Origin of the sequence: Paenalicyclobacillus macrosporangiidus (assembly GCF_900116805.1) — a bacterium.
Taxonomy (GTDB): domain Bacteria; phylum Bacillota; class Bacilli; order Alicyclobacillales; family Alicyclobacillaceae; genus Alicyclobacillus_H; species Alicyclobacillus_H macrosporangiidus.
This window is the reverse complement of record NZ_FPBV01000003.1, coordinates 72,987-86,220: the sequence shown is the minus strand read 5'-3', so window position 1 is coordinate 86,220 and position 13,234 is coordinate 72,987. Positions and strand designations below refer to the sequence as shown.

At 68.7% G+C, this 13,234-nt stretch carries 12 protein-coding genes; all 12 read left to right on the top strand.

Features of this window, described 5'->3' with window-relative positions; all coding sequences use genetic code 11:
- Window positions 1–26 precede the first annotated feature (26 nt).
- Window positions 27–1,226 (top strand): thiolase family protein, encoded by a 1,200-nt coding sequence (locus BM357_RS04025; protein ID WP_074949903.1) that lies wholly within the window; start codon window positions 27–29, stop codon window positions 1,224–1,226.
- Between the two features lie 455 nt (window positions 1,227–1,681).
- On the top strand, window positions 1,682–2,995 hold the full coding sequence (locus BM357_RS04020) for an ammonium transporter (RefSeq protein ID WP_281245564.1): 1,314 nt from the start codon (window positions 1,682–1,684) through the stop codon (window positions 2,993–2,995).
- A gap of 147 nt (window positions 2,996–3,142) precedes the next feature.
- A complete protein-coding gene (locus BM357_RS04015) occupies window positions 3,143–4,843 on the top strand; it encodes a S8 family serine peptidase (RefSeq protein ID WP_083430160.1) in 1,701 nt (566 codons plus the stop codon).
- A 242-nt stretch (window positions 4,844–5,085) separates the two neighbouring features.
- The gene (locus tag BM357_RS04010; protein ID WP_074949899.1) at window positions 5,086–6,252 is read left to right on the top strand and encodes a pyridoxal-phosphate-dependent aminotransferase family protein; all 1,167 of its coding nucleotides are present in this window, start codon (window positions 5,086–5,088) and stop codon (window positions 6,250–6,252) included.
- A gap of 7 nt (window positions 6,253–6,259) precedes the next feature.
- On the top strand, window positions 6,260–6,757 hold the full coding sequence (locus BM357_RS04005) for a CHY zinc finger protein (RefSeq protein WP_342741594.1): 498 nt from the start codon (window positions 6,260–6,262) through the stop codon (window positions 6,755–6,757).
- Between the two features lie 34 nt (window positions 6,758–6,791).
- Entirely contained in the window at window positions 6,792–7,244 is a 453-nt protein-coding gene (locus BM357_RS04000) for an SRPBCC family protein (RefSeq protein ID WP_074949897.1), read from the top strand.
- The gene (locus tag BM357_RS03995) at window positions 7,241–8,110 is read left to right on the top strand and encodes an AAA family ATPase (RefSeq protein ID WP_083430159.1); all 870 of its coding nucleotides are present in this window, start codon (window positions 7,241–7,243) and stop codon (window positions 8,108–8,110) included. Before BM357_RS04000 ends, BM357_RS03995 begins: the two co-directional genes overlap by 4 nt.
- A gap of 33 nt (window positions 8,111–8,143) precedes the next feature.
- Entirely contained in the window at window positions 8,144–8,986 is an 843-nt protein-coding gene (locus tag BM357_RS03990; protein WP_074949895.1) for a VWA domain-containing protein, read from the top strand.
- Between the two features lie 40 nt (window positions 8,987–9,026).
- On the top strand, window positions 9,027–9,842 hold the full coding sequence (locus BM357_RS03985; RefSeq protein ID WP_074949892.1) for an FAD binding domain-containing protein: 816 nt from the start codon (window positions 9,027–9,029) through the stop codon (window positions 9,840–9,842).
- Entirely contained in the window at window positions 9,842–10,333 is a 492-nt protein-coding gene (locus BM357_RS03980; RefSeq protein ID WP_074949891.1) for a (2Fe-2S)-binding protein, read from the top strand. Before BM357_RS03985 ends, BM357_RS03980 begins: the two co-directional genes overlap by 1 nt.
- A complete protein-coding gene (locus BM357_RS03975) occupies window positions 10,330–12,648 on the top strand; it encodes a xanthine dehydrogenase family protein molybdopterin-binding subunit (RefSeq protein ID WP_074949889.1) in 2,319 nt (772 codons plus the stop codon). The genes BM357_RS03980 and BM357_RS03975 overlap by 4 nt, the downstream gene beginning before the upstream one ends.
- Before the next feature lie 311 nt (window positions 12,649–12,959).
- Window positions 12,960–13,223 carry an acyl carrier protein gene (gene acpP, locus BM357_RS03970; RefSeq protein WP_342741593.1) on the top strand — a complete coding sequence of 88 codons (264 nt, stop codon included), beginning with the start codon at window positions 12,960–12,962 and terminating at the stop codon, window positions 13,221–13,223.
- The last annotated feature ends 11 nt before the right edge of the window (window positions 13,224–13,234 follow it).

The following is a 13,234-nucleotide window of genomic DNA, read 5'->3' as shown; positions in this document are numbered from 1 at the left end:
GTGGCGGCAGGAAAGGAGAGAGGCGGATGGCAGAGAACGTGTGGCTGGTGGCGTACGTGCGCACGCCCATCGGGCGGCAGGGGGGCGCGCTCAAGCGGGTGCGGCCGGATGATCTGGCGGCGCACGTGATTCGCGGCGTGATAGAACGGGCAGGCGTCGACGCGGCCGAGGTGGAGGACGTGTTCATGGGCTGCGCAAACCAGGCGGGCGAGGACAACCGCAACGTGGCCCGGATGGGGCTTCTGTTGGCCGGGCTGCCGGAGCACGTGCCGGGTGTGACGGTCAACCGACTGTGCGCGTCGGGGCTGGAGGCGGTGAACCAGGCGGCGAGGGCCATCGCGCTCGGGGAGATGGAGATGGCGGTGGCGGGCGGCGTGGAGAGCATGACGCGGGCGCCGCTGGTGCTGCCGAAACCGGAGATGGAGTACGTGCGCGGCAACCAGACCTTGTGGGACACGACGCTGGGGTGGCGGATGCCGAACCCGAACTTCCCGTATCCCATCGAGAGCATGGGCGAGACAGCGGAGAACGTCGCCGAGCAGTACGACATCTCGCGCGAAGACCAAGACATGTTCGCGCTGATGAGCCAGCGGAAAGCGGCACGGGCGAAGGCGGAAGGGGTGTTGGCGGAGGAGATTTTGCCGGTGACGGTGCGGGATCGAACGGGCGAGACGGTGGTCTCGGAAGACGAGCATCCGCGGCCCGAGACGACGCTGGAGGGGTTGGCCAAGCTCAAGCCGGTCTTCCGCGCGGGCGGGACGGTGACCGCGGGCAACTCGTCGGGAATCAACGACGGCGCGGCGGCGCTGTTGTTGGTGTCGGAACGGAAGGGGCGCGCCCTGGGGCTGCGGCCGCTGGCGCGCTGGGTGGCGTCGGCGGCGGCCGGGGTGAACCCGCGTGTGATGGGCATCGGGCCCGTATACGCGACGCGCAAGGTCCTGGAGAAGACGGGGCTGACGGTGGCGGACATCGACTGGGTGGAGCTGAACGAGGCGTTCGCGGCACAGTCGTTGGCGTGCATCCGGGAACTGGGCCTCGATCCGGCGCGGGTCAACCCGAACGGCGGTGCGATCGCCCTTGGCCATCCCCTGGGCTGCTCGGGTGCGCGTTTGGCGGGGACGCTGGCGCTGCAGTTGCGGCGCACGGGCGCCCGGTACGGCCTGGCGACGCTGTGCATCGGCGTCGGCCAGGGGTTGGCGACGATTCTGGAGCGGGTGGAGGCGTAGTTCGGGCGTCAGGAGGGCGCGGGCGTGGCGCGGGGGCCCCGCCCGGTGCGTTCAGGCGGCACGCCCGGGATGAGAAGTGGTAAACAAAGAATGTTCGTTATGCACACGCGACGTGGTGACGATACACGCAGTTTTGGGGTTACCCCGTTTCAGGCTACGGCCCGTCAGGAGCGATTTGATTACATGTCATGTTAGATATATTTACATAAACCATTGATCCCTTCCGTCGGACTTTGTATGTTGAGATCAACACGACACGGGAGGGAGTGGAGACGACCATGTTGGAGGAGACATGGGATGCGCGGGAACCGCAGAATGCGGGGCGTGCGCAGGCCCCGGTGAGGACGCCCGATCCACGGCGTGCGCGAATTGCGCGCGGCAGGTCGCTGGCCGCGCTGACGGCCGGGTTGTCGATGGTGCTGGTCCCTGGAGTTACGTTTGCTGACACTGGTGCGGTGGACCCGGGGGATACCTCCTGGATCCTGGTGGCCACGGCGCTGGTTCTGCTCATGACGCCGGGGGTGGCCCTCTTCTACGGGGGGCTGGTGCGCAAGAAAAATGTCATCACGACCATGTTCCAAGTGTTCGCGGTGATGCTGATTGTCTCCGTGCAGTGGGTGCTGTTCGGATACAGCCTTGCCTTCGGGCCGGATGTGCATCATCTCATCGGCGGGCTGCAGTGGAGCCTGTTCCACGGCGTCGACGGCGATCCGAACCCGGACTACGCCGGCACCATTCCGGCCATGCTGTTCGCCCTGTTCCAGATGATGTTCGCCATCATCACGCCGGCGCTGTTGATTGGCGGGCTGGCGGAGCGCGTGAAATTTTCTTCCTTCCTCGTCTTCATCACCCTGTGGGCGACGTTGATCTACGATCCGCTGGCGCACTGGGTCTGGGGAATCGACGGCTGGCTGCGCAACCTCGGGGTGTTGGACTTTGCGGGCGGCACGGTGGTGCACATCAGCTCCGGGGTGGCCGGATTGGTCGCCGCCATCTACCTCGGGAAGCGGGCGGAACTCGGATCGAAGCGGATCCAGGCGCACAACGTCCCGTTCGTGCTCCTCGGGACGTCGCTGCTGTGGTTCGGCTGGTTCGGCTTCAACGCAGGCAGCGCCCTCGCGGCCAACGGGCTGTCTGCCGAGGCGTTCCTGACGACCAACACCGCCACCGCGGCGGCGGCGCTGGGGTGGATGCTGGTGGAGCGCCTGCGCACTGGCCACGTGACCCTCGTCGGCGCCTGCGCGGGGGCCGTCGCCGGACTTGTGGCCATCACGCCGGCGGCAGGGTTTGTGACGCCGGCGGGATCGATCCTCATCGGCTTCATCGGCGGCATCCTGTGCTACCTGGCCTCCACCTTCATGAAAGGCAAGCTCGGCTACGACGACGCGCTCGACGCGTTCGGCGGACACGGCATCGGCGGCACGTGGGGCGCGCTGGCCACGGGGCTGTTCGCCACCACGGTGGTCAACCCCGCGGGTGCCGACGGGGTGATCCACGGGAATCCGCATCAGCTCCTGGTGCAACTGGCGGGGGTGGCGGCGACGTGGGTGTTCTCCGGACTGGGTACGCTCATTCTCATCAAGGTCGTGGACGCGGTCATGGGCTTCCGCGTGACGCGCGAGGAGGAACTGCTCGGCCTGGACGCCGTCCTGCACAATGAGAGCGCGTATCCAGAGCAGTTGTCGGCCGACGAATTGGAACGCCTGGTGGGACCAGGGATGAGTTTGGCCGCGGCGCGAAGCGAGATCGGCGCCTCCGGAGATCGTTGACGGGGGACGCGCATATGGGGCCCTGGGCGGGGATCGCCCGGGGCCCTTTGAAGTTGTGGACGGATTTGGACATGACAGAGAGATATCGGAGTAGTATGAATACAGATAAGGAGTCCGCGAGATGGACCCAACGAGGAGGCGAGCCAGGTGCGCACAAGACGAGTGGTGTTCGCGACCGGCCACGTGACCCCGAACCATGGGCAGGGATACTTTCCCGAGGACATTCGCCGGTTGTACCATTTTCCGGCCGATCTCGACGGGACCGGCCAGACCATCGGGCTGCTCGAGTTCTCCAACGGGTACAACCTCCGCGACGCGCGGCAGTTCTGGACGTCGCATGGCATCACTCCGCCGCGGGTGACGTTCGTGTCGGTGGACGGGACGCCGAACGACGGGGGGCGCAGTCCGGACGACGAGGAGGCCACGTTGGACCTCCAGTGGGCGGGGGCCTTGGCGCCCGGCGCGGATATCGTGGTGTACGAGGCGAATGCGGGCGACACGTATGCGTCGTTTGCGCAATCCATGACGAGGACGCTGCAATACATCCTGCACGACACCCAGCACCGCCCGACGGTGCTGTCGATCTCTTACGGGGACGGGGAGATCTCCTTCGATCCCGCTGACCTCCGCCAATGGGCGGATCTCATCCGGCAGTTGGACGCGCGCGGCATCACGGTGTGCATCGCTTCGGGCGATCAGGGGGCGTACGGCCTGCATGATCCCAACGGCCCGAAGGCCCGCCACGCCGACGCCCCGGCGTCGGCGCCCTTCGCCGTCGCGGTGGGCGGCACGTCACTGCAGCCCGACGGGACGGAGACGGCCTGGACCTACCGGGGGCCGGAAAACGGCGGCGCCACGGGCGGCGGATTCAGCGCGGTGTTCGCAAAGCCGTCCTACCAGAGCGCGATTCACGGGACCGGCCGTGGCGTGCCGGATGTCGCGTGCAACGCGGACCCGGCGACGGGGTATCAGATCATCTTCCAGGGCCAGTCCGCGGTGGTGGGGGGCACGTCGGTGTCCTGTCCGGTGTTCGCGGCGGCGGTGGCCCTGGCCAACCAACGGCGGGCGCAGCGCGGGCTGCCGCCGTTGTCGGGGCTGGCGGCGCTGTTGTACGGCGCACAGATGACCGGTGTTTACCGGGACATCACGGCGGGGGACAACACGTACGATGGCGTGGCCGGGTATGCGGCCGGTCCGGGCTGGGACGCGTGCACCGGCTTCGGATCCTTTGACGTGTCCGCGTTGGTGGAGCGGTTGAGCCAGGCCGAATCGACCGCCTCTGAGGCGGCGGTACTCGAGCTGGCGCCTGCGGCGCATGCACCTGAGCCGGCGGCTGATGCGGAACCGGTGTCGCACCCGACGCCTGAACGTGAACCGGTGCCGGTGCCCGAGTCGGCGTCTCCAGCGCCCGAGGCTGAGCCGGTGCCCGACCCGACGCCAGTGCCTGAACCCCAGCCGGTGTTTCGGCGTCAGCCATCGCTGCCGCGGACGGACCACGAGTTCATCGTCCGGGTGAAGGCACGCATCCGCAGCGTGGAGCCGGACGCGCAGGCGCACGGGGCGCATCACCACCGGCTGCTGGTGGACGGCATCCAGGTCCTCAAGGTCTGGCACGGATTTTCGGACGAGGTCGAGGATCGCGCATTGGTCGCCATCCGGTACGGCGACGCCTTGGGGCTTCCGGGTCCCATTCCCGGGTTGGCGGCGGGGCGCGAGATCGAACTGCAGGGCCGGTACATCCCTGCCGCGCTGGCGCGCTCGGGAGACGACGGCGCGTCGGAGGCGGTGTTGGACGAGACGCATCATCCGTTCGGGTTCGTGGTGTACGAGGGGCGCCTGTACCGCTGACCGGCAGGTGTCCGGGCAGAGGGCGGTCCTTCCGCGACAAATCGGATGATTTGACCTTGGCCTGTGCCCCGCCCCCCAGTGGGCGGGGATTTTTGCCAGGTCAGGGCGGTTGTGAACGAATCGTGCTTATCCGAACAGGCTCGGCAGGGGATAGGAACGACAGCCCAGTGTCCATAGACGGCCTCCGGCGGGTGCGCGATAATGAGAAGGGTTGGACTTGTCGCAAAGGGGGCCTGTTTACGTTGCGGAACAAGGAGATGCTGCTCATCCCAGGGCCGACGCCGGTGGCAGACGAGATCTACGACGCCTTGGCGAGCGAGACCTGGGCCCACACCGACCCGCGCTTCGTCAAAATCTTTGAGCGCGGCATCGCGCTGACCAAGGAGATGTTCCACACCGACGGCGAGGTGTACATCTTTGCCGGGTCCGGGACGCTGGCGATGGAGATGGCCGTCGTGAACACCGTTGCGCCCGGAGAGAAGCTGCTGGTGGTCAGCCACGGCTACTTCGGCGACCGGTTCACGCAGCTCGGGCGCGCGTACGGAATTCAGGTGGAGACGGTGCAGGCGGAGTGGGGCCGCCATGTCGATCCCGATGCCGTCCGCCACGCCCTCGCCCAGGGCGGATTCAAGGCCGTCACCGTCACGCACGTGGACACGTCCACCGGTGTCGCCGCCAATTTGGACGCACTCGTCCCAGTGGTCAAGGAGGCGGGAGCGCTCTTCATCCTCGACGGCGTGTGCGCCACGGCGGCTCTGGAGGAGGACATGCAGAAGACGTACGGGGCGCCCGGATACACCATCGACGTGGTGCTGACCGGATCGCAGAAGGCCATCGGCGTGCCGCCGGGGCTCGGCATCGTCGCCTTCGGGCCGCGAGCCCTCAAGGCGCGGGCGGAGATGGCGCGCGTGCCCGCCTACTTCCTCGACATCGACAACTGGCGGCCCGTCATGGAGAATCCTGGCCGCTACTTCGCGACGCCGCCGGTCAACATGATCTACGCCTACCGCCAGGGCATGGAGATGGTGATGGCCGAGGGCTTGCCTGCGCGCTACCGGCGCCACGAGGCGTTGGGCAGGGCGGTCCGGGCCGGCCTCGCCGTGTACGGGATGCGGGCGCTTGCGGGAGAGGACGTCGCCGCGCCGACCCTGTCCTGCATCCTCTATCCCGACGGTGTGGACGATGCCGCGTTCCGCGCGAAACTCGCGAGCAAGGGCGTGGTCGTCGCGGGCGCGCTCGCGCACCTGGCCGGCAAGGCCTTCCGCATCGGGCACATGGGCAACGTGACCGGGGCCATGTTCGCGGAGGCGATCCGCCGGATCGGCGAGACCTTGCAGGAGCTCGGCCACCCCGTGGACGTGTCCTCCGCCGTCGCTCGCTTCGAAGCCGTCTACGGCGAGGGGCGGTGAAGGGGCCGTGGCGCATCCGGACCATCCGGAACCCGTCCGCCCGCCAACGGTGAGCGCCGGTGGTGCAGCAGGCACGGCCCCGGGCGGGGCGGGATCGCACGAATCCCGGAACCCGGTGGTGACCGTCCTGGTGCATGGGGTCCCCGTCCGTGGCGTCGGGGTGGACCCGCAGACGCGGTGTGCGCATTATGCCACCGAGGTTGACGTAATTGCCCTCCGTTTTGCTTGCTGCGACACCTACTACCCGTGCCACCTGTGCCACGACGCGGCGGCCGAACACGCGCCGCGTCGCTGGCCCCGCCGCCGCTTCGGCGAGCCCGCGGTGCTGTGCGGCGTGTGCGGGCACCAGATGACGGTCCCCGAGTACCTCACCTGCGCGTATCGCTGTCCGCGCTGCGGCGCGGCGTTCAATCCCGGTTGCAAACAAACACCAGCATCTCTACTTCGAGCCCTCGTCCTGAGGGCTCGTCCAGCAGGATTTTTCGTATTTCGTGAGGAATTATGAATAGGATGTTGGAGTGTGGTGAGGAGGTGGCCCAGTGCAGATCGCGGGGACGAAGGACTTCCCGACCGGTCCCATCCAGACATTTCAGCTGCTGACCAATCCCGACGTCATCGTCAAGGCGATGCCCGGGATGAAATCGCTGCAGGCGAAGTCGGACAGCCTCTACGAGGCGGAGATGGAAGTCGGCGTCGCCGGCATCAAAGGCAGCTACCAGGGGACGCTGGAGATGCTCGATGTGGTGCCGGGCGAGCGGTACCGGCTGAAGGTCAACGGGGAGGGTGCCATGGGTTTCATGGAAGCCGACGTGACGGTCCGTTTGAACGAGCTGCCGACGGGCGGCACACAGGTGGCGTATGACGGCGAGGCGAAGGTGGGCGGCGTCGTCGCGGGCGTCGGGCAACGCGTGCTCTCGGGCGTGGCGCGCTTTCTCATCAACCAATTTTTCAACGGGCTCGTGAAAGAGTCGCAGCGGGTCGTGGGCGGATGACCGAGCGGGTGCAGACGGCGGCGCCGCCGGACGGCCGCCCATGGGCCGAGCGCCTGGAGGCGCTGCGCTACGTGGCGGGGCCGGAGCTGTGCACCATGGTGGAGTTGGCCCTCGCCTTGGAGCGGCCCCTGTTGCTGGAAGGGCCCGCGGGCTCCGGCAAGACCTCCCTCGCCCGCGCCTTGGCGGAGGCGCTTGGGCGGGAACTGGTGCGCCTGCAGTGCTTCGAGGGGATGGATGCCTCCCACGCCCTGTACGACTGGAACTACCACAAGCAGTTGGCCGAACTCACCCGGCGCGAGGACGCCGACGTGTTCAGCGAACCGTATCTCCTGCCGCGCCCCTTGATGCGGGCGCTGCAATCGGAGGCCGGGGCGGTGCTGCTCATCGACGAGGTGGACCGGGCGGACGAGGCGTTTGAGGCGCTGTTGCTCGAGTTTTTGGCAGAGTACCAAATCACGGTGCCCGAGTGGGGGACCGTCCGGGCGGCGCGGCCGCCGCTGGTCGTGCTGACCTCCAACCGGACGCGGCCGCTCGGGGACGCGCTGCGCCGGAGATGCTTGTATTGCCATGTGGACTGGCCGGAGCTTGAGGAGGAGCTGCGCATTGTCTCGCTGCACGTCCCGGACCTGCCCGCCGAACGGGCGGAGCCGCTGGTGCGGGCGGTGCGGACCCTGCGCACCTGGGGGCTGATGAAACCTCCGGGTGTCGCGGAGACCATCGACTGGGCGCGGGCGTTCGCGCGCTCGCCCGGCGCCGAGTGGGGCGAGGCGTGGGCCGGCCGGACCCTCGGCTGCGTCGTCAAGGACGCGTACGATCTCGAAACCGTGCGGCGGCGGTTGTCCGACTTGGTAAGCGGATCGACTTGACTGACCAGGGAGGAGGCGGCCGGGGTCTCCCGGGTGGAGGCCCGCTGGCGGCCGAACGCCAGGGCGGCGGACGGCGCGCCGGAGGACGGGCCCGCGGACCGGCGCACGCGCGAGCGGGGCATGGCGGCGAGCCGAAAGCCCGGCCAGCGGTTGGACGAGGCATTCGGCCTGGGCGCGGCGGAATGGGCGGGGCAGGTGAAGGGCCGGTTGGCGTTCGTGCCGTGGGTGCCGAGCCGCCGGCCCATCCAGCCGCTGGGCACCGGGGGCTTGGACGCCCGGCGTACCGCCCGCCTGTGGGCGCGCTGGGGCCGGCCGGGCCCGCGCTTTGCGGCCCGGCCGAGGTTCGTGCAACCCGGCCGTCTGGTGGTGCTGTGGGACGTATCGGGATCGATGTCCGCGTATGTGCCGCTGTATCTGCCCTGGCTGCACCGCCTGGTGCAGTCCTCGACGCGGACCGGGGTATTCCCGTTCGGGACGGAACTGTTGGACGCGACGCCGGTGCTTCGTCAACCCCTGCCACGAGCGCTGCAGGCCCTGGCGGGGCTGGAGGGCCCCTGGGCGGGGGGCACGAGCATCGGGGAAGCCCTGCACCAGTGGCTGAAGGTGTACGGTCCCCGGTGGCTCGGCGGGGGTACGACCGTGATGGTCATCAGCGACGGCTGGGACAGCGGCCAGCCGGAGGCGGTGGCCGAAGGGCTGCGCCGGATGCGGCAGAGCGGGGCTGTCGTGTACTGGGTGAATCCGCTCGCGGCCACGCCTGGATTCGAGCCGCGCACGCGCGCCCTGCGCGCCGCGCTGCCATATGTGGAGCGCCTGGTGGCGGGCGATTCGCCGGAGGCCCTCCTGCGCTTCGCGCGGGAAGGCGCGGCCCGCTAGCGCGCATCCCAAGAAACGCGTGATGGAAAGAGGGGGAGCCATGAAACCCGTTGCCTTTGCGTATCACCGGCCGCGAACCCTGCAGGAGGCGCTGGAGCGTTTGCACAGCGAGCCGGACTGCAAGGTCCTGGCGGGCGGGCAGAGCCTCGTCCCGCTGATGAACTTTCGCTTGAGCCGGCCAGGGGCGTTGGTGGACATCAATGATGTCGAAGGGTTGGACCGGGTGGAGACGACGGATGCCGGTATCCGCATCGGCGCCCTGGTGCGGCACCAGGTGCTGAGCGATCATCCCCTGATCCGCGAGGTCCACCCGGTGCTGGCGGAGGCGGCGAGCCACGTGGGGCACTGGGCCATCCGCAACCGCGGCACCCTCGGCGGATCGCTCGCACACGCCGATCCGGCGGCCGAGCTGCCGGCGGCGATGGTCGCCCTCGACGCCACTTTCGAGTTGGCGAGCGTGCACGGGGTGCGGGAGGTCCCGGCGCGATCCTTCTTCCTCGGCTACCTGATGACCGACCTGCAGCCGGACGAGCTGCTGGTGGCCGTGCACGTGCCGAGAAGCGAAGGACGGGCGTTCGGATTCGCCGAGTTCGCCCGGAGGCGGGGGGATTTCGCGCTGGCCGGCGCCTTCGCCGAGGTGAGCGAGGGCGGGGCGGGCGCCGTCACTTGGTTTGGCGTCAGCGGCGGCCCGGAGCGTTGCGAGCTGACCTTCCCGGAGGACGCCGCGGCGCGCGAGGCGGCCTTCACGGCCCTGGTCGAAGCGTTCGATCCCGGTGAGGACGCCCCCTACCGCAGGCACCTGGCGGTCCTGGCGGCGGAGCGGGCGTATCAACAGGCTGTGGGGAGGCGGGGATGATGAGCGAGGTGCAGACGAAGACGACGGTGCGCGTGCGGTTGAACGTCAACGGCGCGGTGCACGAGCTGGACGTGGAGCCGCGGTGGCTGCTCTCGGACGTGCTGCGCCACCAGTTGGGGTTGACCGGCACCCACGTGGGCTGCGAGCAGGGGGTGTGCGGCGCCTGCACCGTGCTCGTCGACGGCAAACCGGAGCGCAGCTGCCTGATGTTCGCGGTGCAGGCCGAAGGGCATGAGGTGACCACCATCGAGGGATTGACCCCGGCGGACGGGCTGAGCCCGCTGCAGGAAGCGTTCCAGGAACATCACGCCCTGCAGTGCGGGTTCTGCACGCCGGGCATGGTGGTGACGGCGGCGGCGCTGTTGCGGGATCGCCCGAATCCGACGGAAGAAGAGGTGCGCGAGGCCCTCTCCGGGAACGTGTGCCGCTGCACCGGGTACCAGTTCATCGTCGACGCGGTCCTGGCGGCCGCGAAGGAGGGACGGTCATGACGGCGGAGATGCTCAAACCGAGGTTCACCGGGGCGCGCGTCACGCGCATCGAGGACGCCCGGCTGCTGCGCGGGCAGGCGCGGTATCTCGATGACATCGCGGCTCCCGGCATGCTCGAGATGGCGTTCGTCCGGTCCAACCGGGCGGCGGCGCGGATTCTCTCCATCGACACCTCGGCGGCCCTGCGGGTGCCGGGCGTCAAGGCGGTGTGGACGTTCGCGGATATTCCCATCACCCTCGTCAATTCGGCGTATCCGGTGCAGCAGCCGGTCCTTGCCAGGGACGAGGTGCGCCACGTCGGGGAGCTGGTGGTGGCCGTTATCGCCGAGGACCGGTACACCGCGGAGGACGCGGCCGAGCTCGTCCAGGTGAAGTACGATCCGCTGCCGCCCGTCCTCGACACGCGCGCCGCGATGACGGACGAGCCACGGCGGGTGCACGCCGATCGGCCCAACCGGTTCTACCACAAGGTGCAGGAGACGGACGGTTTTCAGCAGGCGTTTGCGGGTGCGCCGCGCAAGTTGAAGTTGACCTTCACCACCCACCGCCAGACGGGCGTGCCGCTCGAAACCCGCGGGTGCGCCGCCATGCCGGATCCGGCCTCGGGGCGCCTGACGGTGTACGCCACGCACCAGTCCCCACACAACTTCCGCGCGCAACTGGCCCGGGTGCTCGGCCTGCCGGAGAACCTTGTGCGCGTCGTCGTGCCGGAGGTGGGCGGCGGATTCGGCATCAAGGCGATGTTCTATCCGGAGTACGTCGTCGTCGCGGAGGCGGCCCGGAGGCTGGGACGGCCCGTGAAGTGGGTCAGCGACCGGACGGAGTGCCTGCTGACGGACGCCCATGCGCGCGACGCGGTGCATGAGGTCGAGGTGGCGTTCACGGAGGACGGGCGCATCGTAGCCCTGCGCGATCACGTCCTCGGCGACACCGGTGCGTACCCGTTCCTCGGCTTCGCGGGGGCGGTCGGCGAGGCCGGCTGGGCCACGGACATGTTGACCGGCCCGTATAAGATCCCGTATGTGTCCATCACCATCGACTGCGTGTTTTCCAACAAGGCGCCCACCGGTCCGTACCGGGGCGTCGGGGGGCCCATCGGGGCGCAGGTGCACGAGGGCGTCGTCGACGCCATCGCGCGCGAGCTGCAGATGGACCCGGCGGACGTGCGGCGGGTGAACTTCATTGGCCCGGATGACTTCCCGTACGAGACGCCGACCGGCAACGTGTACGATCCGGGATCGTACCGGGAATCTCTGGAACGTGCGTTGGCCCTGGTCGACTACGAGCGCTTGCGGCGCCAGCAAGCCGAGTGGCGCAAGCAGGGCCGCTACGTGGGCATCGGGTTGTGCAGCTTTGTCGAACCCTCCGCCTTCGCCGAGTCGGAGGCCGGGTCCATCCCGTACGAGGCGGCGAGCGTCCGCATCGAGCCCAACGGCACGGTGACCGCGTCGTTCGGCCTAGGGCCCACTGGGCAGGGCCACGAGACTACGATGGCGCAGTTGATTGCCGATCAACTGGGCGTCGACGTCAAGGACGTGGTGGTGCTGCACGGGGATACGGACAGCGCGCCCTTTGGCGGGGGCACCGGCGGCAGCCGGTCGGGCACCATCGGCGGCGGTGCCGCCGTGCGCGCCGGGCAGGAGCTGCGGACGAAGCTGGTCAAGCTGGCGGCGCATCTGCTCGAGGCGTCGGAGGAGGACATCGAGCTCACGGAGGGGAAGGCACAGGTGGCCGGCGTGCCGGCGAGGGGGCTGTCCATCCGCGAATTGGCGCGCATCGCCTACACGGATGTCGGGCGGCTGCCGGAGGGGATGACCCCCGGGCTCGAGGTGTTGGTGCGCTACCGCCCGCCGATGGCGGCGACCTACTCCAACGGAATCCACCTGGCGGTGGTCGAGGTGGACGTGAAGACGGGCTTCGTCCGCGTCCTCGACTACGTCGTGGTCAACGACTGCGGCAAGCTCATCAACCCGATGATTGTCGAAGGGCAGATCCACGGCGGCGTCGCCCAGGGCATCGGCAGCGCCCTGTTGGAGGAACTGCGTTACGACGGGAACGGCCAATTGGTCACCACCTCTCTGATGGACTATCTCCTGCCGTCGAGCACGGACGTCCCGCGCATGCGGATTGAGCACCTGGAGACGCCGTCGGCCGCCGAGGGCGGGTTCAAGGGGATGGGCGAGGGCTCGCTCATCGGCGCGCCGGGCGCCATCGCCAACGCGGTTTCGGACGCCTTGGCGCCCTTTGGGGTGTTCGTGACGGACCTGCCCATCCGGCCGGAGCAGATTGTGCGCTGGGTCCGGCAGGGGGCCTGACCCGTTGCAGCGGCCCCGCCGGGCAAGCCGCTTCCGGAGGGCTGGCGTGTACGCCAGGTCGTGCGCAGGGGTACGCGAGGTCGTGTGCAGGGGGGGCGCCAGAGCGTGCGCAGGGGTGCGCGTCAACCGCTGTGTGGCCCGCTCCGTAACGGGGGCGGGCCACTGCACGTCGGTGTCCACCTCCATCCAGGCCGCAGCAGAAGGCATTCCTCGATGTTTCGGGAGTCGGAATCTTTGCTTCCTCATAGGACACCGTGATAATCTTTTGTCCGGGAGGCACAGACTTCAGAGAGAAGAGAGGAGAGACAACCGTGGGCAATCTGCCGACCCTCGACGAATCCGAAATTCTGAATCGTGTCTACAAACTGGTGGCCGACCAGTTGCCCGAGCACTGGGACAAGCTCTCTCCGGATGCCCGGTTCGCCGAGGATCTCGGCGCGGACTCGCTGGACATCACGGAGCTGGTGGTCGCGTTCGAGGACGAGTTCGGCGTGGAGATCCCGGACGAGGAACTGGCAGGGTTGACGACCATCCGCGCCGTCGTGGACTACATCGTGCGGGCGACCCGCGGCTGAGGGGGGAGGAC